At 57.5% G+C, this 20,367-nt stretch carries 19 protein-coding genes, 5 tRNA genes and 1 rRNA gene; 7 read left to right on the plus strand and 18 right to left on the minus strand.

Features of this window, described 5'->3' with window-relative positions:
- Nucleotides 1–23 precede the first annotated feature (23 nt).
- From ACP8J1_RS09865 to ramA, 3 genes are all read right to left on the minus strand, one after another.
- A 16S ribosomal RNA gene (locus ACP8J1_RS09865) occupies nt 24–1,540 on the minus strand.
- Between the two features lie 603 nt (nt 1,541–2,143).
- On the minus strand, nt 2,144–3,412 hold the full coding sequence (gene murA / locus ACP8J1_RS09870) for a UDP-N-acetylglucosamine 1-carboxyvinyltransferase (RefSeq protein ID WP_023019848.1): 1,269 nt from the start codon (nt 3,410–3,412) through the stop codon (nt 2,144–2,146).
- A 21-nt stretch (nt 3,413–3,433) separates the two neighbouring features.
- Nucleotides 3,434–4,273 (minus strand): acetate metabolism transcriptional regulator RamA, encoded by an 840-nt coding sequence (gene ramA / locus ACP8J1_RS09875; RefSeq protein WP_005325834.1) that lies wholly within the window; start codon nt 4,271–4,273, stop codon nt 3,434–3,436.
- 265 nt (nt 4,274–4,538) lie between these two features.
- Between ramA and cysK the strand changes: the two genes are divergently transcribed.
- Together cysK and epsC are read left to right on the plus strand one after the other, a co-directional pair.
- Complete coding sequence (gene cysK, locus ACP8J1_RS09880; RefSeq protein ID WP_023019849.1) at nt 4,539–5,474, plus strand: cysteine synthase A; 936 nt, start codon at nt 4,539–4,541, stop codon at nt 5,472–5,474.
- A 70-nt stretch (nt 5,475–5,544) separates the two neighbouring features.
- Nucleotides 5,545–6,108: a serine O-acetyltransferase EpsC gene (gene epsC / locus ACP8J1_RS09885; protein ID WP_034655513.1), complete on the plus strand. Its 564-nt coding sequence runs from the start codon at nt 5,545–5,547 to the stop codon at nt 6,106–6,108.
- A gap of 40 nt (nt 6,109–6,148) precedes the next feature.
- On the opposite strand, the gene ACP8J1_RS09890 is transcribed toward epsC, so the two are convergent.
- From ACP8J1_RS09890 to ACP8J1_RS09915, 6 genes are all read right to left on the minus strand, one after another.
- Nucleotides 6,149–6,439, minus strand: a complete 291-nt coding sequence (locus ACP8J1_RS09890) for a GNAT family N-acetyltransferase (protein WP_023019851.1) — start codon at nt 6,437–6,439, stop codon at nt 6,149–6,151.
- A 48-nt stretch (nt 6,440–6,487) separates the two neighbouring features.
- Nucleotides 6,488–6,560 (minus strand) — tRNA-Phe (locus tag ACP8J1_RS09895).
- Nucleotides 6,561–6,579: 19 nt separating this feature from the next.
- Nucleotides 6,580–6,653 (minus strand) — tRNA-Asp (locus ACP8J1_RS09900).
- Nucleotides 6,654–6,736: 83 nt separating this feature from the next.
- Nucleotides 6,737–7,051, minus strand: a complete 315-nt coding sequence (locus ACP8J1_RS09905) for a DUF4288 domain-containing protein (RefSeq protein WP_023019852.1) — start codon at nt 7,049–7,051, stop codon at nt 6,737–6,739.
- A gap of 84 nt (nt 7,052–7,135) precedes the next feature.
- A tRNA-Asp gene (locus ACP8J1_RS09910) sits at nt 7,136–7,209 on the minus strand.
- Between the two features lie 35 nt (nt 7,210–7,244).
- Nucleotides 7,245–7,320: transfer RNA gene (locus ACP8J1_RS09915), tRNA-Glu, on the minus strand.
- A gap of 82 nt (nt 7,321–7,402) precedes the next feature.
- Here ACP8J1_RS09915 and ACP8J1_RS09920 point away from each other — a divergent pair.
- Nucleotides 7,403–7,735 (plus strand): metal-sensitive transcriptional regulator, encoded by a 333-nt coding sequence (locus ACP8J1_RS09920; RefSeq protein ID WP_023019853.1) that lies wholly within the window; start codon nt 7,403–7,405, stop codon nt 7,733–7,735.
- A gap of 31 nt (nt 7,736–7,766) precedes the next feature.
- Here ACP8J1_RS09920 and ACP8J1_RS09925 read toward each other — a convergent pair.
- Nucleotides 7,767–7,839, minus strand: a tRNA-Lys gene (locus ACP8J1_RS09925).
- A 110-nt stretch (nt 7,840–7,949) separates the two neighbouring features.
- Complete coding sequence (gene scpC / locus ACP8J1_RS09930) at nt 7,950–9,452, minus strand: succinyl-CoA:acetate CoA-transferase ScpC (RefSeq protein ID WP_023019854.1); 1,503 nt, start codon at nt 9,450–9,452, stop codon at nt 7,950–7,952.
- A gap of 191 nt (nt 9,453–9,643) precedes the next feature.
- On the opposite strand from scpC, the gene dusB reads away from it, so the two are divergent.
- Both dusB and phoU read left to right on the plus strand, forming a co-directional pair.
- The gene (gene dusB, locus ACP8J1_RS09935; protein WP_023019855.1) at nt 9,644–10,789 is read left to right on the plus strand and encodes a tRNA dihydrouridine synthase DusB; all 1,146 of its coding nucleotides are present in this window, start codon (nt 9,644–9,646) and stop codon (nt 10,787–10,789) included.
- Between the two features lie 101 nt (nt 10,790–10,890).
- Nucleotides 10,891–11,619, plus strand: a complete 729-nt coding sequence (phoU, locus tag ACP8J1_RS09940; RefSeq protein ID WP_023019856.1) for a phosphate signaling complex protein PhoU — start codon at nt 10,891–10,893, stop codon at nt 11,617–11,619.
- 69 nt (nt 11,620–11,688) lie between these two features.
- Here the strand turns inward: phoU and pstB are convergent, their stop codons facing one another.
- From pstB to mshD, 5 genes are all read right to left on the minus strand, one after another.
- The gene (gene pstB / locus ACP8J1_RS09945; protein WP_023019857.1) at nt 11,689–12,462 is read right to left on the minus strand and encodes a phosphate ABC transporter ATP-binding protein PstB; all 774 of its coding nucleotides are present in this window, start codon (nt 12,460–12,462) and stop codon (nt 11,689–11,691) included.
- A gap of 52 nt (nt 12,463–12,514) precedes the next feature.
- On the minus strand, nt 12,515–13,429 hold the full coding sequence (pstA, locus tag ACP8J1_RS09950; RefSeq protein ID WP_005325819.1) for a phosphate ABC transporter permease PstA: 915 nt from the start codon (nt 13,427–13,429) through the stop codon (nt 12,515–12,517).
- 14 nt (nt 13,430–13,443) lie between these two features.
- Nucleotides 13,444–14,490, minus strand: a complete 1,047-nt coding sequence (pstC, locus tag ACP8J1_RS09955) for a phosphate ABC transporter permease subunit PstC (RefSeq protein ID WP_023019858.1) — start codon at nt 14,488–14,490, stop codon at nt 13,444–13,446.
- Nucleotides 14,491–14,611: 121 nt separating this feature from the next.
- Nucleotides 14,612–15,715: a phosphate ABC transporter substrate-binding protein PstS gene (gene pstS, locus ACP8J1_RS09960; RefSeq protein WP_023019859.1), complete on the minus strand. Its 1,104-nt coding sequence runs from the start codon at nt 15,713–15,715 to the stop codon at nt 14,612–14,614.
- A 214-nt stretch (nt 15,716–15,929) separates the two neighbouring features.
- A complete protein-coding gene (gene mshD, locus ACP8J1_RS09965) occupies nt 15,930–16,847 on the minus strand; it encodes a mycothiol synthase (protein ID WP_023019860.1) in 918 nt (305 codons plus the stop codon).
- A 33-nt stretch (nt 16,848–16,880) separates the two neighbouring features.
- On the opposite strand from mshD, the gene ACP8J1_RS09970 reads away from it, so the two are divergent.
- Nucleotides 16,881–17,708 (plus strand): LmeA family phospholipid-binding protein, encoded by an 828-nt coding sequence (locus ACP8J1_RS09970; protein WP_023019861.1) that lies wholly within the window; start codon nt 16,881–16,883, stop codon nt 17,706–17,708.
- Here the strand turns inward: ACP8J1_RS09970 and ACP8J1_RS09975 are convergent.
- The gene (locus tag ACP8J1_RS09975; protein WP_156900708.1) at nt 17,692–18,729 is read right to left on the minus strand and encodes a diacylglycerol/lipid kinase family protein; all 1,038 of its coding nucleotides are present in this window, start codon (nt 18,727–18,729) and stop codon (nt 17,692–17,694) included. The genes ACP8J1_RS09970 and ACP8J1_RS09975 overlap by 17 nt on opposite strands.
- A 53-nt stretch (nt 18,730–18,782) precedes the next feature.
- On the opposite strand from ACP8J1_RS09975, the gene ACP8J1_RS09980 reads away from it, so the two are divergent.
- A complete protein-coding gene (locus ACP8J1_RS09980) occupies nt 18,783–19,478 on the plus strand; it encodes a heme-binding beta-barrel domain-containing protein (RefSeq protein WP_023019863.1) in 696 nt (231 codons plus the stop codon).
- Here ACP8J1_RS09980 and ACP8J1_RS09985 read toward each other — a convergent pair.
- Nucleotides 19,475–20,338 (minus strand): aminodeoxychorismate lyase, encoded by an 864-nt coding sequence (locus ACP8J1_RS09985; protein ID WP_023019864.1) that lies wholly within the window; start codon nt 20,336–20,338, stop codon nt 19,475–19,477. The two genes, ACP8J1_RS09980 and ACP8J1_RS09985, sit on opposite strands and share 4 nt — an antisense overlap.
- Nucleotides 20,339–20,367: the final 29 nt, after the last annotated feature.

A 20,367-nucleotide genomic window follows, 5' to 3' on the forward strand; every position in this document is an offset into this window, starting at 1 on the left:
GCCCAAATAATAAAGCTCCTTAGAAAGGAGGTGATCCACCCGCACCTTCCGGTACGGGTACCTTGTTACGACTTCGTCCCAATCGCCGATCCCACCTTCGACGGCTCCCTAACAAGTTTGGGCCACCGGCTTCGGGTGTTACCAACTTTCATGACGTGACGGGCGGTGTGTACAAGGCCCGGGAACGTATTCACCGCAGCGTTGCTGATCTGCGATTACTAGCGACTCCGACTTCATGGGGTCGAGTTGCAGACCCCAATCCGAACTAAGGCCGGCTTTCAGCGATTCGCTCCACCTCACAGTGTCGCTGCGCGTTGTACCGACCATTGTAGCATGTGTGAAGCCCTGGACATAAGGGGCATGATGATTTGACGTCATCCCCACCTTCCTCCGAGTTGACCCCGGCAGTCTCTCATGAGTCCCCAACCAAATGCTGGCAACATAAGACAAGGGTTGCGCTCGTTGCGGGACTTAACCCAACATCTCACGACACGAGCTGACGACAACCATGCACCACCTGTACACCAGCCACAAAGGGAAAGACTATCTCTAGCCCGATCCGGTGTATGTCAAGCCCAGGTAAGGTTCTTCGCGTTGCATCGAATTAATCCACATGCTCCGCCGCTTGTGCGGGCCCCCGTCAATTCCTTTGAGTTTTAGCCTTGCGGCCGTACTCCCCAGGCGGGGCGCTTAATGCGTTAGCTACGGCACGAAAGTCGTGAAAAGACCCTCACACCTAGCGCCCACCGTTTACGGCATGGACTACCAGGGTATCTAATCCTGTTCGCTACCCATGCTTTCGCTCCTCAGCGTCAGTAACTGCCCAGTAACCTGCCTTCGCCATCGGTGTTCCTCCTGATATCTGCGCATTTCACCGCTACACCAGGAATTCCAGTTACCCCTACAGTACTCAAGTTATGCCCGTATCGCCTGCACGCCCGGAGTTAAGCCCCGGAATTTCACAGACGACGCGACAAACCACCTACGAGCCCTTTACGCCCAGTAATTCCGGACAACGCTCGCACCCTACGTATTACCGCGGCTGCTGGCACGTAGTTAGCCGGTGCTTCTTATCTAGGTACCGTCACAAAAGCTTCGTCCCTAGCGAAAGGAGTTTACAACCCGAAGGCCGTCATCCCCCACGCGGCGTCGCTGCATCAGGCTTGCGCCCATTGTGCAATATTCCCCACTGCTGCCTCCCGTAGGAGTCTGGGCCGTATCTCAGTCCCAATGTGGCCGTCCACCCTCTCAGGCCGGCTACCCGTCGCCGCCTTGGTAGGCCATTACCCCACCAACAAGCTGATAGGCCGCGAGCTCATCCTACACCGAAAAAACTTTCCAACCATCACACTAAAAATGGCTCCTATCCGGTATTAGACCCAGTTTCCCAGGCTTATCCCGAAGTGCAGGGCAGATCACCCACGTGTTACTCACCCGTTCGCCACTCGAGTACCCTGCAAGCAGGGCCTTTCCGTTCGACTTGCATGTGTTAAGCACGCCGCCAGCGTTCGTCCTGAGCCAGGATCAAACTCTCCACAAAAAATTTCAGAACAAATCCGAAACAGGCCGTGAAAAGCCCGAAACCCAACAAAAGAACAAACCACCACAAACCACACAAAATGCAGCTCATGCTGGCGTCCAAAAAATTACTACAAAGAAAAAATAAACAGTCCCCTCAACCCGACGGGGTCAAAAAGAGGAAACCAAAAAAGGTAAACACAATCACATGCCAACCAATCCATCTCAATGCAGCCGAAACACCAAACAGCATTCAAAAAGGTACGTGTTCCACATACCCAACCGGCACACACCAACCAACAAACCACTAAGCCTGCTGGCAGACAAACCAATCAACACACAACCATGCACACAAAAAATAAAAAGTACATTGGCACACTATTGAGTTCTCAAACATCACCACCAACCAACAAAAAATTAACTTCCCGTTAACCTCTCATCGGCAGCCCGTACAAACTTACTCAACTCAAAGAACAAAGTCAAATCATCGAACCAAGTCCGTACAAAATGTCACCATCAAGTAACCTCCCGGCTACCTCTCGGCGACTTGGATTAATCTAGCCCACCACAACCAAACAACACAAATCCCCAGCACACTACGGAAAACTGTGTACTGAGGACGTCGTTAAAAGAGCTCTTCTTCTTGAGTTCTTTCGATCGTGGCGCCGAGACGCTGCAGGTTTTCTACAAAATTCGGATAACCGCGGTCGATGTGGAAAACATCGTGAACCGTAGTGGTCTCATCCGCACACAACGCAGAAAGCACCAAGCCCGCACCTGCGCGGATATCGGAGCTCCATACGTGAGTAGAAGACAGCCGCTCTTTGCCACGGACTACTACATGGTGGCCGTCAACCTGGGCGTCGGCACCCAGGCGCAGCATTTCATCTACAAAACGGAAGCGGGATTCAAAGACATTCTCTGTAATGACCGTCGTTCCGTCCGCAATGGCGGAGATGCCAATGGCCATAGGCTGCAAATCAGTAGGGAACCCCGGAAATGGCAGGGTCTGATAGTCCACCGACTGCGGGCGCTGATCCATGCGTACGCGGAAGCCGTTCTCATAGGTTTCCAGTTCGGCACCGGCGGACTTCAGCTTTTCCAGTGGCAGGTGCAGGTGGCGCGGTGAGATACCGCCCACCGTGATGTCCCCCTGGGTCATGGCGGCGGCATATGCCCATGTACCTGCCACGATGCGGTCACCGATAACCTCGTGCTGGGTGGGCTGCAGCTTATCGACGCCCCGGATAGTCACCACCGAGCTTCCTTCACCTTCGATATCGGCACCCATGGATTTGAGCATGGTGCACAGATCGACGATTTCGGGCTCACGAGCCGCATTATGCAGAACGGTTTCCCCCTCAGCGAGAACCGCGGCGGTGAGGATGTTTTCGGTTGCACCCACTGACGGGAAATCAAGGCGAATATTCGCGCCACGTAGGTGGGTGGCTTCTGCCACGACGGCACCGTGCTCAATACGAGTGGTAGCGCCCAGCTTTTCCAGGCCCGTCTGGTGCATGTCTAGCGGGCGGGAACCAATCGCGTCGCCGCCGGGCAGCGCTACCTTGGCATGACCACAGCGGGAGGTCAGGGGTCCGAGCACACAAACGGAGGCGCGGAACTGGCGGACTGCATCAAAGTCCGCATTAGATTGTGGCTGCGCAGGAGTAGTAATCCGGACTTCAGAGCCCTCGATAACTACCTCGCAACCGAGCCCCTCGAGGACCTTCTTCATCAGGGGGACGTCCAGAATTTCTGGGCAGTTGGTCAGCGTCGTAGTGCCCTCCGCCAGCAAGGATGCGGCCATGAGCTTTAAGACGCTATTTTTTGCGCCATCTACTTTGACGGTGCCCTCTAAGCGGGCACCGCCGGAAACAATAAACTGATCTTTCACAACTGCCTACGCTACCGGTTCTTAAGGCAACGCGCCGATGCGACGGGCGGCATTGACCGCCTCGTAGCGGGTGTGCGCACCGAGTTTACGCATTACCGAGCGCAGATAAGACTTCACAGTTTCTGCGCCGATTCCCATTTCCTCAGCCGCTTCCACGTTGGTGTGGCCCAGGGCCACACAAGAGAGAACGTCGAGCTCGCGGGCGGAGAGCTTGGTGGATTGCTTCACGCGCACCGGAGAAACCATCTGGTCACATAGCGTCTCCAGTTCCTTGCGCAGCTCCTCGTCTTCCACGCGGTTAGCCAGCATGCGCAGCTTGGAGTGGGTGGAGCGTACCTGTTCCCACTCAGCACCGTTCATAACGTGGCCGCGGGCGGCTCCGCCTTTAGACCCATCGGCGCGGCGCATCGCGGAATTTACAGCTAGGTCCTGCTCAAGAGTGCGCGCGGTCATCGTCACTTCTTCAATGACCTTGTCGCCCAGGCGAACTGGTGAATGCACTCCCACGTAGAGGACGCCGCGGATTTCGCGCTGGACCGTAACGGGCACAGCCACGATGGAGTGCAGGCCCTCGTCTTGGATTACGCGATCATTCTCGTGCGAAATGGTAGTAGCACGGGTGTAATCGGAGACGCCTACCGCGCGGCGAGTGCTCACCACTCGCCCACCCACACCAACGCCTGAGTCAATGATCAGATTCTGCAGCGCTGGGGTACGTAGGCCCACCCACTGCGTAATCTGCAAGCGATTGTCTGGCAGCAGCGTGGCATACATCGTCACCGGAATACCTGTAGCGGTTTTCAGGGACGATAACGCCGCGCGTACGGATTCTTCATCATCTTTGAGGCGATGCGACTCCATGAGACTCTTTCCTCGTCGGGGGTAACCAAGCAGGTGTACCCGTCTTCCCCCCGGGAATTTGGGGGCCAGCGGGCAACTGAGTGGAAGTATAGACAGCATGTGGGGGTAATTCGAAATCGCCCCTGGCTTATCCGGTGTTGTAATCCCACATGGAATGCCCGAATGCCCGGTCTAGAATTTATATACTGACCGGTCTACTTGTGTAGTGTACCCTTGCGTTGTACACGATTTGAATCCAAATCCGATTCCCAAAGGAGTCAATACAATGGCTGTCTACAACAACATTATGGAAACCATCGGCGGCACCCCGCTGGTCCGCCTAAACCGTCTTACCGAGGGCAAGGGTGCAACCGTGCTTGCCAAGGTTGAATCTTTTAACCCCGCTAACTCCGTGAAAGACCGCATCGGCAAGGCCATCGTTGAGGCCGCTGAGAAGTCTGGTCAGCTCAAGCCGGGCGGCACCATCGTGGAAGCCACGTCCGGCAATACCGGCATTGCCCTAGCTCTGGCCGGCGCCACTTTGGGCTACAAGGTCATCTTGACCATGCCGGAGACCATGTCCAACGAGCGCAAGGTGCTGCTGCGCGCCTATGGCGCAGAGATTGTACTGACCCCAGGCGCGGCGGGCATGCAGGGCGCCGTCGACAAGGCGAATGAAATCGTCGCCGAGAACGACAACGCTATCCTGGCTGCACAGTTCGCCAACGAGGCAAACCCGAAGATGCACGAGGAGACCACCGGCCCGGAGATCTGGGAAGACGCCGAGGGCAAGGTTGATGCCTTCGTTGCTGGTGTAGGCACCGGCGGCACCGTTACCGGTGTGGGTCGCTTCCTCAAGTCCAAGAATCCGGACCTGCACTTGGCCGCCGTCGAGCCGTCCGACTCCCCTGTCCTATCTGAAGGCCACGCTGGCCCGCACAAGATCCAGGGCATCGGCGCCAACTTCGTTCCTGAGGTACTTGACCGCGAGCTTCTCGACGAAGTCTTTACCGCCACCACCGAGGAGTCCATTAAGGCCTCCCGCGACTTGGCCACCCAGGAAGGCCTGCTGGTAGGCATTTCCGCCGGCGCTAACGTCTCTGCAGCTTTGAAGCTGGCAGAGCGCCCAGAGTTTGAGGGCAAGACCATCGTGGTTGTCCTACCGGACTTCGGTGAGCGCTACGTCTCCACCATCCTCTTCGAGGACATCCGCGAGGCTTAAATCACTTCGGATGAATAAAAGCACCCGCCAACCTTGGCGGGTGCCTTTTTTATGCCAGTACTATGTGAGCATGAACATTATGAGCTACATCCGTGAAGACTTAGCGAATGCAAGAGATCACGATCCAGCCGCTCGCGGCGACGTCGAAAATGCAATAGTGTACTCCGGCCTCCACGCGGTGTGGTCTCATCGCATTTCGCACTGGATGTGGAAGCGCGGCCTACGCGGGCCCGCGCGCATATTAGCGCAAATTAACCGCTTCTTTACCGGCGTGGAAATCCACCCGGGCGCCACTATCGGTCGCCGCTTCTTTATTGACCACGGCATGGGCATCGTCATCGGTGAAACCGCCGAGATTGGCGATGGCGTCATGCTTTACCACGGTGTCACCCTCGGTGGCCAGGTACTCACTCAGACTAAGCGCCACCCCACCATCGAGGACAATGTAGTCATCGGCGCAGGCGCTAAGGTACTCGGCCCCATCACGATCGGTGAGGGATCGGCCATTGGCGCCAATGCCGTAGTGACGAAGGACGTGCCCGCCGAACATATCGCGGTGGGCATCCCGGCCAAGAACCGCCCACGCAATCCAAATGAGCGCATCAAACTGGTCGACCCCGACTACTACATCTAAATTCTCTCCCAGCGGCCCACAGGCACTTGTGGGCCGCTTTTTATATGCCTTCTGGGCGTAGCAGGTCGCGGTATTCGGGATTCTTTTCTATAAAGTGCGCCACGGCGGAGCAGGAAGCGATGACTTGCTTGCCGACGCCCCGGGCATCATCAAGCGCAGCCTTAATCAACGGCGCAGACAGTCCTTGGCCGCGAAAAGCGTCCTTGATGACCGTGTGGTTGAACTCGCGGGTATCGCCCGCGTCTACGTAGTAGCAAGCACCCGCCTCAGTACCGTCCACGGTGAGGACGTAACGGGATTTATCGGTCTGGTGTGCAATAGCGTGTTCCATGCACCTATACTAAAGCAAAATGGCCCCTCTTAAGAGGAGCCATTATTGTGGCCAGAGCCAGGATCGAACTGGCGACCCCACACTTTTCAGGCGTGTGCTCTACCGACTGAGCTATCTGGCCAGAAACCCGAAGGTTTCCGCGACCTTGACGGGACTTGAACCCGCGACCTCCGCCGTGACAGGGCGGCGCGCTAACCAACTGCGCCACAAGGCCATTTTAAATTATGTGTGCTCTCTGGCACGGATAATTACTTTACAGAAGACTCCCAACACTCACCAAATCAGCACGTCATAACACTATTCGGGAGCCTGAAGAGGATCGCTTCCTCCTAATTTCATCTCAAAGCGCTCATAGTCTTCCAGTGCGGCAAAGTGTCGCGAGTAAAGGTCGCAATCTCGGTCCACATAGCCATACAGGGCCGGAGCAACATCTACAATGTGGCGCAACTTCAGCTCTTCATACTCTTGCTCGTGAGCTCGGTTAGCAACCTTGTGGTGCGCCTCCTCCTCAGAATCTGCGTAGACGAGGAAGAAGTCTTCCCGGTAGAAATTCCTAAGCTCCGAATCCTGCGACACGAGCTCAAAGACGACAATCCCTACGTATGGTTCCACAGTGCTGACTCTCCTAATTCCTTAGTTGGCGCCAGCGTACCAAAACAAAAAGCAGCAATCGTAGAAACGATTGCTGCTTTTCTGCGACCTTGACGGGACTTGAACCCGCGACCTCCGCCGTGACAGGGCGGCGCGCTAACCAACTGCGCCACAAGGCCAATCGAATATTTAATTCGTACCAACACTTTCATGTTGGTACCCCCAACGGGATTCGAACCCGTGCCGCTGCCGTGAAAGGGCAGTGTCCTAGGCCGCTAGACGATGGGGGCCCGTCGCGCTATGGCGACCTCTAGAAATATACTGGAGACCTCACCTAGTTACAAAATCGCTCCCCCAGAAAGATTAGGAACCATGTCTGACCAGCATCAAACGTGCTCCTGTCACGAGCCACACGTGCACGGATATAACGCAGATTCACAAAGTAAAGATCGCTACCTCGCACGGCTCAAACGTATTGAGGGCCAAACACGCGGCATCCATCGCATGATCGAGGAAGACCAGTATTGCATTGACATTATTACCCAGATTTCGGCCGTGAAGTCAGCGCTAGAAAATGTCTCACTCGCGCTCCTAGAAGACCATATCGAGCACTGCGTGGCCGGTGCTGCCGCCGAGGACGGCGAAGTGGCCACGGAGAAGCTAGAAGAGGCGATGCGCGCCATCAAGAAGATGGTGAAAAACTAAAAGGAGCCACCCTACCGGGTGGCTCCAGTTGTGGGCCCTGTGGGGATCGAACCCACGACCTGCGGATTAAAAGTCCGTAGCTCTACCAACTGAGCTAAAGGCCCAACGTCGCTACATCTTAGCTTGCGGCATTTGCAAAGTCCTAATTAGGGGGGGCGTCGGCAAGCGAAAGGCGCCCAGCTTAGCACTGAGCGCCTGCCAGGACGCAGCTAGATTAGCCGCGCATATCGCCCTTTTCCATGAAGTTCACTTGGAAGTCGAAGGCGGTCTTCAAATCGTGCGGGGTGTGCTGGAACTTGTTTTCCTTGGCACGCTTGAAGTAGTCCTCCAGCAGCGGACGGTAGTCCGGGTGAGCCACAGAGATGACCTTCTCCACGCGCTCCTTCGGAGCCAGTCCGCGCAGGTCAGCTACTCCGTACTCGGTAATGATGACCATGGTGTCGTGTTCGGTGTGGTCCGTGTGGGACACAAAAGGAACCAGCGCGGAAATGGCGCCATCCTTGGCCACGGACGGCGAGACGAAGGTGGAGATATAGGCGTTGCGGGTGAAGTCACCCGAGCCACCGGTGCCGTTCATGATTCGGGAGCCGGAGACGTTGGTGGAGTTGATATTGCCGTAAATATCGGCCTCAATCATGCCATTGGAAGAAATCAGGCCAACGCGGCGAATGACCTCTGGGTGATTGGAGACCTGCTGTGGGCGAAGAATGATGTGCTTGCGGTAGCGCTCTGCCTCCGCGTTCATCTTCTCGGCATACTCCGGGGAAAGGGCAAAGGAGGTAGCAGAGGCCATGGTCATCTTGCCGGCGTCAATAAGATCAAGCATGCCATCCTGGATAACCTCGGTGTAGGCCTGGATATTTTCAAACTTGGAATCCAGGAGGCCAGCCATCACGGCATTTGGCACGTTGCCCACGCCGGACTGCATGATGAACTTGTCATACTCAAGGCGGCCGGCAGCCACCTCACCCTCAAGGAACTCGATGAAGTTTGCAGCGATCTTTTCCGAGATCTCGTCCGGCTCCTTAAACGGCGCGTTGCGGTCGGGGGCATCGGTCTTGACCACTGCGACCACCTTCTCCTCCGGCACCTCCATGTAGGTGGTACCGATGCGGTCACCCGGCTTGGTGATAGGGATAGGCTGACGGTTCGGCAGCTTTTCGATGCGGTAGATATCGTGCATGCCCTCGAGGTTGATGGACTGCCACTCATTAATCTCGATGATGATCTTATCCGCAGCCTCAATGTATTCGAGGTTATTGCCCACGGCGGAGGACGGGACGACGTGGCCTTCCTCGGTGATGCGCACAGCCTCGATGATGGCTACCTGGAAATCACCGTAGAAGCCCTCCTCTACTTGCTGGCCAGAGTGAGACAGGTGAATGTCCTGGTAGAGCGCGGTTCCGTCATTGAACTGCTTACGCAAGGTGGGATCGGAGTTATAAGGAGAGCGGAAGCGAATCGCCTCAGCTTCCGCGAGGACGCCATCGCAATCCGGAGCAGTAGAGGCACCAGAGAAGACATCGATCTTAAATTCCTCGCCCTTTTCGTGCAGGGCCTTGGCCTTTTCTGCAATGGCGGTAGGCAGGCCCTTAGGGTAGCCAGCGCCGGTAAAGCCGGAAATGCCTACGCGATCACCGTGGTTTACGTGCTGAGCAGCCTCTTCTGCCGAAACTACGAGCTTTTGAAACGGGGCATACGCGATTCTTTCGGACAAGGGTAATCCTCCTTCATCGAGAGACTAGCCAAAATAACGGCCGTCCTAATTAGTTACACAGACCACATTAGCGAATCTTTGCAAGATTTCCACCACATTTGTGTGACCCCCACCCCATAAAACGGAAATAAGGAACGCCACCACTGTGCCCCTAGTTGCTATTTTGGCCCGTCAACTAGCACAATTGGGGCGTGAATTTGCGCATTGGACACTACGATCTCTCCTCCCCCGTCATCCTCGCCCCGATGGCGGGGGTAACCAACGTTGCTTTCCGCACGTTGTGCCGCGAGCAGGAATTGGCGCGCACTGGCACGGTTTCCGGCCTCTACGTCTGTGAGATGGTCACCGCCCGCGCGCTAGTAGAGCGCAATGAAAAGACGCTGCACATGACAACCTTTGCTCCGCAGGAGGAACCCCGATCACTGCAGATTTATGCGGTGGATCCGGAATATACTTACAAGGCAGCAAAGATGATCGTGGACGAGAACTTGGCGGACCACATTGATATGAACTTTGGCTGCCCGGTTCCCAAGGTGACCCGTCGCGGCGGTGGATCCGCTTTGCCTTATAAGCGACGCCTCTTTGGCAATATTGTCTCCGCCGCCGTCAAAGCTACTGAGGGCACCGACATCCCAGTAACGGTAAAGATGCGCGTAGGCATTGACGATGAACACCATACGCATCTTGATGCGGGGCGCATCGCCGTCGAATCCGGCGCCGCCGCCGTTACCTTGCATGGCCGTACCGCCGCCCAGCGCTATTCCGGTGAAGCACGGTGGGACGAGATCGCCCGACTAAAAGAGCACCTAGCAGACACTGGAGTCCCGGTTTTGGGCAACGGCGATATCTTCCGCGCCGAGGATGCGCGCCGCATGATGGAACAGACCGGTTGCGACGGCGTGCAGGTCGGGCGCGGCTGCCTCGGCCGCCCGTGGCTCTTTGCGGAGCTCGGCGCTGCCCTTCGCGGCGAGTCCATCCCAGCTGAGCCCACCCTGGGTGAGGTTACCCAGGTTATTCTCCGCCACGCAGAGCTACTCGCAGAGCACGATGGCGAGGATAATGCTTCCCGCGACATTCGCAAACACATTGGCTGGTACCTGCGCGGCTTCCCAGTCGGCGGCCAAGTACGCGCGGGCTTGGCCAAGGTGGATTCCCTCGACGCACTGCGAGAGCTCCTAGCCCCATGGGCAGATTCCGACGCCTTGGCTGCCGACGCCGACGGTGCCCGAGGCCGCCAAGGTTCGCCTTCCAAGGTGGCATTGCCAGATGGCTGGCTCGACGATCCGGAGGATGAATGCGTTCCCGTCGCCGCAGATATTATGAATTCCGGCGGTTAACCTTATTAGGGCATCAGAACACCCTGGGGTATATAGGTATCGTGCATTTATCTTCCACTTAAGTTGCGCGGGAATGGAAAGTTTTCGCTATTATTTCTGGCATGCGTGCTGCCTACAGGGAACACTTAGACAACTTCTCCCATGACCTCATCGTCATGTGCGATACCGTGCGCACCATCATGGATAAGGCCTCACAGGCGCTAATCCAGGGCGTTTTGGAATCTGCCGAAGAAGCTCTCACTATGACTGAGGAGCTCGATGAGATCCGCACTCGATGCTCGGAGCGCGCCGTAAAACTTTTAGCACTAGAAAACCCCATGGCGCAGGATCTCCGCCAAGTTGTCTCTTCCATCTATATCGTGGAAGACCTCTACCGAATGGGAAAGCTTGCCCAACACATCGCGGATTCCGCACGCCGCCGCCACCCCGATCCCGTGGTGCCTGCGAACTACATGGGCTACTTTGAGGAGCTGTACCGTCTCACTGAAGAGATGGGTTCTGTGCTGCACAATATTCTCGTTACTCCCGACGCGGATCTATCCGTGAACCTTCGCGCCGATGACGACGCCGTGGACGATATCAACTCTCATCTTTTGCGCCTCCTGACCCAGCGCGAGTGGGAAGGATCCGTCCGAGAGGCAGTGGAGACCTCGCAGATTACGCGCTATTACGAGCGCTATGCCGACCACTGCGTTTCGGTTGCCGGCCACATTATCTATTTGATCACTGGGCTGCTGCCCCACGACTATGCCAAAAAGCTAGAAGAGAGCAAGAAGGACGCGGAGTTCGAGGCCCGTATGGCCGAGCTGGAGCGTCAGTTCCGCCGCTAAGGAATAAAAACTAAGAAACGGGCCGGTTCGAATGAACCGGCCCGTTTTCTCGGACAATCTCTCTACTCTTTAGCCAAAGCGGCCAGAGATATAATCCTCGGTCTCCTTCTGGGAAGGATTCTCGAAGATCTTGGTGGTGTCATCGAACTCCACCAGGTGACCCGGCTTGCCGGTTGCTTCCAGGGAGAAGAAGCCGGTCTTATCGGACACACGGGCTGCCTGCTGCATATTGTGGGTCACGATGACGATGGTGAAGTTCTCCTTCAGCTCGTGGATAAGGTCCTCCACGGCGAGGGTGGAAATCGGGTCTAGGGCGGAACAAGGCTCGTCCATGAGCAGCACCTCTGGCTCCACGGCGATGGCGCGGGCGATGCACAGACGCTGCTGCTGACCACCGGAAAGGCCGCCGCCCGGCTTGTCCAGGCGGTCCTTGACCTCGTCCCACAGGTTGGCGCCGCGCAGGGACTTCTCCGCGACTTCCTTGAGCTTCTTCTTGTTCTTCTCACCGGAAAGCTTGAGGCCAGCCACGACATTGTCCTCAATGGACATCGTGGGGAACGGGTTAGCCTTCTGGAAGACCATGCCGATGGTGTTGCGTACGGATACTGGGTCAACCTTTGGTCCGTAGATATTGGTGCCATCGAGCAGGATTTCACCCTTTACCGAGGCGCCGGGAATGACCTCGTGCATACGGTTGATGGTGCGCAGCACGGTGGACTTACCGCAGCCGGAAGGGCCGATGAATGCGGTCACGGCCTGGGCCGGGATCTGCATATTCACGTTCTGCACGGCGTGGAAGTCGCCGTAGAAAATGTTCACGTCATTGAGCGCGAGCTTAGACATTTGGGAGTTTCTCCTCTAGCAAGTGTATGGCGGAATCGAGTGTTACGGCGTTTTACTTCTTAACCGAGAACTTTGCGGACACGATGCGGGCCGCAATATTGAGGACGGCGATGAGGATAACCAGCGTCAAAGCTGCACCCCAAAGCTTGTCCAGCACGGCTGGCTGAGCGCCGGCCTTGTACATATCCAGCATCATCAACGGGAGCGAGGACTGAGATCCCTTGAAAGCGTCCCAATTGATGACGGAGGAGGAACCAACCAAGACCAGCACCGGCGAGGACTCACCCATCACGCGGGCAATCGCCAGCATGATGCCGGTGACGATGCCGGACAGGGCGGTAGGCAGAACGATACGGGCGATGGTCTTCCATTTTGGTACACCGAGCGCGTAGGACGCCTCACGCAAGTCCATTGGGACCACGCGCAGCATCTCTTCGGTATTGCGCACCACAATCGGAATCATCAGCAGTACCAGGGACAGCGCCACGGCGAAGCCAGAGCGGCCGAAGCCGAAGAGGGTAATCCACATGGCGAAGATGAACAGGGCTGCGACGATGGAAGGCACACCGGACAGGATGTCCACCATGAAGGTAGTGATGCGGCCAAGCCATCCACCCTTGGAGTACTCCACCAGGTAAATAGCGGTGAAGATGCCGATGGGAATGGAGATGACGGAAGCCAAAATGGTTTGCACGAAAGTACCCACGATTGCGTGGGCAGCACCGCCGCCAGCCGAGCTATTCATGATGCCGCGCTGGGAGGCGGTCCACCACTCAGGGTTGAGGATTACGCCACTACCGCGGGCGATGAGTTCCCACAGAACCCACACCAGCGGGACCATAGCCAAAATCATTGCGCCCCAGACCACTGCAGTGGCGATGTTATTGGTCATCTTGCGGGAGCCGGAGATGTCCAGGAATGTCGCGCCGCCTTGGGAGGCAGGCTTGGCATTAGTTGTCGTAGTCATTGATCCTCCCCTCCTTACTTCTTCTTCACGATGGCGCGGGCAATTGCGTTGACCACGAAGGTCAGCAAGAACAGCATGAGGCCGGCGGCGATGTAGGCACCAGCGCGCATCTCGTTACCGAACTCGGCAGATGCCAGGGCGATGGCCGTGGCGAAGGTCGTGCCGCCATCGAAAAGCGAGAAGCGGAAGTCAATCAGCGGGGAGACGACCATGTACAGCGCCATGGTCTCACCCAGCGCACGGCCCAGGCCGAGCATGGAGCCTGCGATATAGCCGGACATGCCGAATGGCAGCACGGTCATGCGGATAACTTCCCAACGGGTAGCGCCCAGCGCCAGGGCGGATTCCACCTGGCCTGGAGGGGTCTGCACGAAGACCTCGCGGGCGGTGGCCGCGATGATCGGCAGAATCATCACGGCGAGCACGATGCCACCGGTAAACAAGTTGCGGCCGGTAGCAAAAGAGGGCGAGTTATCGAAGACATGGAAGAGGAAGAAGCCGCCGGCCCAAGACTCCATCCAGGAGTAGAAGCCGGATAGCGCCGGGCCGAGAACCTGCCAGCCCCACAGACCATAAACAATGGAAGGAACCGCAGCGAGCATGTCCACCAGGAAGCCGAGAGGTTTGACCAAGCGGGCAGGCGCGTAGTTGGACAGGAAGATGGCAATGGCCAGGGCCACCGGCATAGCCAGCAGGAGGGCGAAGACGGAGATAAGGACGGTGGTACCGAACATGGTCGGGATACCGAACTTCATCGCAGAAGTATCGGTGGTCTCCCAACGGCCACCATAGGTAAAGAAACCCAAGATGCCGCCGTCGTTGACTCCCAGGGCGGGAACTGCACGCCACAGCAGGAAGGCGGCAATAGCCGCAATCATGACGGTAATAAGTGTTGCCGAAGCAGTGGACAGGAACTCAAAGACACGATCGCCTGGGCGCTTTACGCCGCTATTGGAGCTGGTGGTAGCTACTTCTTCGTGTCCGCTGGTGGAGACTCGCTCGGCAGCGGTGATATTCGCGTCCGCCTGCTCTGGAGCCGTGGTGAGATTATTGTCTGCCATGAGACTGTTAATCCTTTTCAGCGTTGAAAATGGAACATATCGTTACATACCTGCGCCCCCAAAGCGCGAATCGTGTGCGGCAGTGGGGGCGGGAGGTATTAAGCTTTTACAGCTTTAGCGCTTACTGCAAAGCGTCAACAGCAGCCTTCAGCTTGTCCAGGTGAGCACCCTCAACCGGGATGAAGCCTTGCTCAGCCAGCTGGTCGTCCTGGTGATCCAGGACGGTGGTGAAGAAGGACTTGACCAGCTTGGAGGTCTCCTCATCGTAGCCCTTGGAGCAGACGATGTTGTAGGTGGTCAGGATGAGCGGGTATGCACCCTCGTTATTGGAGGAGAACAGTGCCTCAGAGTCAACAACCATGTTGTGCTCGGAGTCGGTCTTCTTGAACTCCAGGTTTTCCAAAGCCTTGTTGACGGACTCGGTGGAGAGCTCAACTGGGCCGTGGCCGAAGTCAATCTTGGCCTTCTTAACGCCCTCGCCTTCCTTCTGGTCTGCAAAGCCAGCCTCGACGTAGGTGATAGCACCGTCGATGCTTGCAACCTGGTCAGCAACGCCGGAGGAACCGTTAGCGCCCTCACCAACAGAATCCGGGAACTGCTTGCCCTCGGAGTCCCAGTCGCCCGTAGCGGCCTTCAGGAACTTCTGGAAGTTTGCGGAGGTACCGGACTCGTCGGAACGGAAGATGACGGTGATGTCCTTGTCCGGCAGGTCGGTGCCCTCGTTGTCAGCGGCGATAGCCTTGTCGTTCCACTTCTTGATTTCGCCCTTGAAGATCTTGCCCAGGGTCTTGGTGGAAAGGTTGATCTCGGTGTCACCCAGGTTGTAGGCGATTGCAACCGGGCCGATGGTGGTTGGCAGGTGCCATGCCTCGTTGCCGTCGCAACGCTTAGCGGCAGCCTCGACCTCGCCCTCGTCTTCCTTCAGGGCGGAGTCAGAACCAGCGAAGTCAGCCTGGCCGTTGGTGAAGGCCTCAACGCCGGCGCCGGAACCGGAAGCATTGTAGGACAGGGAAGCGTCTGGGTGATCCTCGGAGAACGCGGTTTGGAAGTAAGACATTGCGTTCTGCTGGGAGGATGCACCGTCGCCGACGAGCTCGCCGGAGACGTCCTCGCCGCCAGCGGAATCGGAGGAGGAGCCAGACTCCTCAGAGCAAGCTACGAGAGCGGTAGAGGTTGCGGCTACGATGCCGAAGATTGCGGCGGTGCGCTTGAAGTTGCGAATCACGGGAAAACCCTTTCCGGTGCAGATCAGAGATTGATTGTCCGAGGAAACCGCATCTCCTAGAGAGATATTTCCCGCATCCCGCTTCGCTTTCTGGGGCGAGATGCAGGTGCGCAGGTGCGGTTAACTCACAAGGTGTAAAGCTATCCGCAGGATCTGACCAAAAGGGTGCCAATAGGTGAACACTGAGTGAACAAACACGGCTCACCCCATGACTTTAATCACATACACCCCATACGACGTGTTCTTCATCAACTTTAAAGCCCAGGCGCTCATATGCTTTCAGCGCCGGATCATTGTCCGCTTCCACATAAAGAATTACCCGCTGAGCACCCTTTTCCACCATGCGACGCAGACCAATCTGCAGCAGCGGTCCACCCAATTTCTTGCCGCGATAGTCCGCAGCCAAGCCCACCACGTAGACCTCACCGAATCCCGGGGCTTCCTCCGCATGCCATTTGGTCCAGTGGAAGCCGGCTAGGACCGGATCTCCTGCCGTATCCCACAAGAAGAGCAGGTCAGCGGGATCAAACCAATCCGCCTCCATGCCGCGGTGCAGGCGATCTATATCCCAGCCACCTTGCTCAGGGTGCCAGGAAAAAGCCTCATTATTTGCCTTGAGCCACTGCTCCTCCACAAACTCCTGCCCCCATTTTGCTACCGACTCGGAGTAATTGAGCGCCGTCAAAGGCACGTCCTCGGGACGGGCGACAGCAGCGAGCTCTTCTCCCCCAATACCCATAACCACTAGCTTACGGGTGACCTGCAGACCTCGGGAGTGTGCCAGGGCCTGTGCGGCCGGCAGGTTCCCGTGGGCCCAGGCCTGGAGATTGGGGGTTTCCGCGGCGGCGTCGTAAAGCAAAGCCCCATAGCCCTGTCCGCGGAAATCCGGGGCGATAAATAGCTCGGCGGTGGAACCATCCAGCCCAGCCACGCCGCACGGCTTCTTATCTACCCACGCCACCAAGTGGCGATGCTGCAGGCGGGAATCAGTGAGGCCATTAAGGAACTGCTCTGAAAGGGGCGCCATTCCATCCACACGTTCGGCCTGCTCAGCAAGCTCTTCTAGGCGGCTCTCCAGCTCCGGGGAGTCCGGCAGGTTTTCTTCCGTGATACTAAAGGCATTGCTAGTCATAGACCCCAGAATACGTAGGGTAAGAATGAAGGGGTGAGTGTTCTAAGAATTGACCGGCGCATCGTACACATCCTCCTCGTGGTGTGCGTATTCATTGCGGCCTGGGTGGCGGATGCCTGCGTGGCTATGCACACGGAACACAAGGTGGCACAGGCCGTAAAAGCCAATTCACGGCTGGAAAATACGCCAGATGTCTTTATCGGTGGCACCCCCTACGTGTGGGCTGCGGCCTCGAAGGAAATTCCCTATTTGGAGGTCAAGGCGCTCGACGTGGAGGTGCCCAAGCTGGGAATGGTCAATGCTTCGACCGTACTGCGCGATATTACAGTGACCCCAGAACAAGTAATGAACGGCGATATTGAGGGCGCGCCTGTTTCTACCTACTCGCGCGGCATTTCCTTAGACGGGGTGGCGTTGGGCCGCCTGCTGGGAATTACCGATCTATCCATTGCCAACCCAGACGATATCTCCCCTTCCGGTGGCACCTCCGCGGAAGCTGAGCTGACAGGCACCCTGCCTGGCGATACTCACAAGTCCACCGCCAAAGTCACCCTCCGCTTAGTCGGGCCGGAGTTTCGCATGCAGGTCTATGACACCGATGACGAGCGCCTGCAAAAGGCCTTTTCCCTCAACTTTGATACTCGCCAGCTTCCGCTTCCGGCCCAGGCTACCGCGGTAAAAATGCAGGGCGGCACCATCTCCTTCGAAATACAGCGCCGCAATATCAAGGTGCAGCTGGCCCAACTCTCTCCTCTGGAGATTGAAGGCTCGGAGCAAAGGGCCGTGGAAGAGGCAGAAAAGAAAGCCGCCGACACCAAGCACCGGGTGGGACCTGCGCCGCAGGCTAGCGCAGGCGGATAAAGTCCCGGAGCACTTCCTTCATCGTGCGCTTATGGACTTCTCTCCTATGCTGCGGGGCGAATACCTCGATGGCTTCCTTCACGGAGGCTAAGGTAACGGCATCGAAGCGCCCCTCAGATTCCCCGTCGGCCTGGAAGCGCTGCGGTTCGCGGCAGACCAGTTCGACGCGCATGGCATCGTCGAAGGCCACGGTCTTTTCTTTGGTGAGCTTATTGAGCCATCCACGTTTATCGGCACCAAAGAGGTGCAGCAGGCCGACGACGCCGCCAAGTCCGCTAAACTCCTCCAGGCCAAAAAGAGCAAGGCCCTCATCAAAAGAATTGCGCGGATTGGTCACAACCGGCAGAGGGCCTAGGAAGGTCCACGGGTTGGTATTGGAGGTAAACATGAGCGGCACATCGTCTTTGCGCAGCTGCTCGCCGATGCTGGATTCGGCCTTAACCGCAATATGCGGTGGATTCTTCCGCGCGCGGCTCCACGCCCGAATGGCAACATTGAGATAGCGCAGTGGAGTGGCAGAAAATCCTTGCTCGCGCGCTCGGTCCACGCGCGCCAAAACATCCGCATCCAAGCCGAAGCCGGCATTGACGGCAAACCAGCGATCGTTCCACGTGCCCAGGTAAATGGTGCGACGGAGGTTGCGCTCCAGCATGCGCGCCAATACGTGAGTGGCTTCCACCGGAGTGTTGGGAAAACCTAGAGCGCGCACGAAAACATTGGCAGACCCGGTAGGAATTACGGCCAACGCGGGGATGGAGTGGGGGTCGGGGCGCTGCCCATCGGCCGGGCCGAGGAGCCCGTTGACTACCTCGTTGACGGTCCCATCTCCGCCTACAGCGATAATGACGTCATAGTCATCCCTGGTCATTCCCTTGACCATCTCTTCGGCGTGGCCGGGGTGGTGCGTAAATTGCACCTTCAGGCGCAGCCCCTCCACCGCTTGTAGGCAAGGAACGATTTGGCGGAAAAGGGCGTTGGTTTGTGAGGTCGAGTTGGGATTCGAGATCATCAATGCATGCACGAGGCCCAAGTCTAGTAGTTAAATAGGCGGGTTCACGACTAGGCTGGACGCCCATGAGCGAAAATAAAAATGAAACCACTCCCGAAAACATCGAAACCACCGCGGCTTCCCACCCGGAAAATGATCCGGGAAAGCTCAACGGCAACGATGCCGTGAACCAGGCCGCCGAGCAGTGGAAAGACGCCGCTAGCCGCAATATCCCCGCTCTCGAGCTGGGCGATACCCCGGTACCGGACGATACCGCTAACCTGCGCCAGGGCCCATCGCTGCACGACGGCCTGCTAGGACTGCTCCCCCTCGTGGGCGTCTGGCAAGGCGAGGGCCAGGCACACGATACGCAGGGCCAGGAATATACCTTTGGCCAGCAGCTGGTCATCGCCCACGATGGCGAGAATTACCTCACGTTTAGCTCCCGTACCTGGAAGATTGATACCGAGGGCAAGCCGGAAGGCCCCTCCGTGCGCGAGACCGGCTTCTGGCGCATTTCTGAAAAGGATGAAATCGAGGTCACTTACACCTCTTCCAACGGCATTGTGGAAATCTTCTACGGCGAGCCGTTCAATGACCGCGCATGGCAGCTGGAGTCCGCCTCCACCATGGTCACCGAAACCGGACCGAAAAACCTGGGGCCGGGCAAGCGCATGTACGGCCTGATGCCCAATAACAACCTGGGCTGGGTAGACGAGCGCATGGTTGATGGGGAAATGCGCCCCTACATGTCCGCGGAGCTCACCCGTATCGCTGGCTAGTCCCCCAGCGCGTTATCAATAAGGTCTCGAATGACGTCCACGTTATCCGGGGCCTTTAATTTTTTGCCATTAAGCCGGGTGACCCGGGCGGCAACGCGCACCGAGGACACCAGCCACACTGAGTCCGCCTTTTCCAGATACTCCACGGTGAGCGGCTTGGCTTTGCAGCGATAGCCCTCCTTAGTGGCGTGGGCGAAAAGGGCCGCCTGCGTGGTTCCGGGAAGGATGCCGCGGCCGGCGGCGGTGCGCAGTTTCTCTCCCTTGACGGCCACCACGGTCGAGGTTGCGCCCTCGAGGATTTCTCCGGTGTCCGGATCGGTGAGGATGAGATCCTCAAAGCCCTTCTCTCGCGCCATGCGCAGCATCGCCATCGTGGCCGCATAGTTGAGCGTCTTGGCGGGTAATTCCTCAGCTACGTGCCACAGGCGCGGGCTGGTCATTACGGCTACGCCGTGCGCGCGCTGTTCTAGGACCCTTTCCTCGATGGGCTGCACCACGACCCAAGCGCTCGGCCGCCCCGTGGAGGCGCGTCCGCGGGTATAGGTCCAGGTGCATTTAGCATCCCCTGTCTCTTCCCCGCAGAAATCCGCAATTGCAAGGCGCGTGGCTTCTTCCCACTTCTCCATGGGTGGTTCCGGCAGATTCATGGTGCGCGCCGAATCGCAGAAGCGTTGCGCGTGCCGCTGCAGGTTAGCGGCTTTTCCTCCGCGTACGAGCAAGGACTCAAAAATGCCATCGCCGCGGGTGACCGCGGCATCATCCGCGTAGACGAGAGGCAGCGTAGACATATGCCTGCGTACCGACCCTCCAAAGGGCTCCACAACGTAGATGACCGGCTCTTTTCGCGGCGAGAACTTCATACCTTTGATTATGCCCTACCATCGGTAGT

Source organism: Corynebacterium sp. LaCa_205 (assembly GCF_057458085.1).

Bases quoted from the DNA above. Each gene is read 5' to 3' on its own strand.
- ramA (WP_005325834.1), bottom strand. From the start codon at position 4,273: ATGGAGTCGCATCGCCTCAAAGATGATGAAGAATCCGTACGCGCGGCG.
- cysK (WP_023019849.1), top strand. From the start codon at position 4,539: ATGGCTGTCTACAACAACATTATGGAAACCATCGGCGGCACCCCGCTG.
- epsC (WP_034655513.1), top strand. From the start codon at position 5,545: ATGAACATTATGAGCTACATCCGTGAAGACTTAGCGAATGCAAGAGAT.
- ACP8J1_RS09890 (WP_023019851.1), bottom strand. From the start codon at position 6,439: ATGGAACACGCTATTGCACACCAGACCGATAAATCCCGTTACGTCCTC.
- ACP8J1_RS09920 (WP_023019853.1), top strand. From the start codon at position 7,403: ATGTCTGACCAGCATCAAACGTGCTCCTGTCACGAGCCACACGTGCAC.
- phoU (WP_023019856.1), top strand. From the start codon at position 10,891: ATGCGTGCTGCCTACAGGGAACACTTAGACAACTTCTCCCATGACCTC.
- pstB (WP_023019857.1), bottom strand. From the start codon at position 12,462: ATGTCTAAGCTCGCGCTCAATGACGTGAACATTTTCTACGGCGACTTC.
- pstA (WP_005325819.1), bottom strand. From the start codon at position 13,429: ATGACTACGACAACTAATGCCAAGCCTGCCTCCCAAGGCGGCGCGACA.
- pstC (WP_023019858.1), bottom strand. From the start codon at position 14,490: ATGGCAGACAATAATCTCACCACGGCTCCAGAGCAGGCGGACGCGAAT.
- mshD (WP_023019860.1), bottom strand. From the start codon at position 16,847: ATGACTAGCAATGCCTTTAGTATCACGGAAGAAAACCTGCCGGACTCC.
- ACP8J1_RS09980 (WP_023019863.1), top strand. From the start codon at position 18,783: ATGAGCGAAAATAAAAATGAAACCACTCCCGAAAACATCGAAACCACC.
- ACP8J1_RS09985 (WP_023019864.1), bottom strand. From the start codon at position 20,338: ATGAAGTTCTCGCCGCGAAAAGAGCCGGTCATCTACGTTGTGGAGCCC.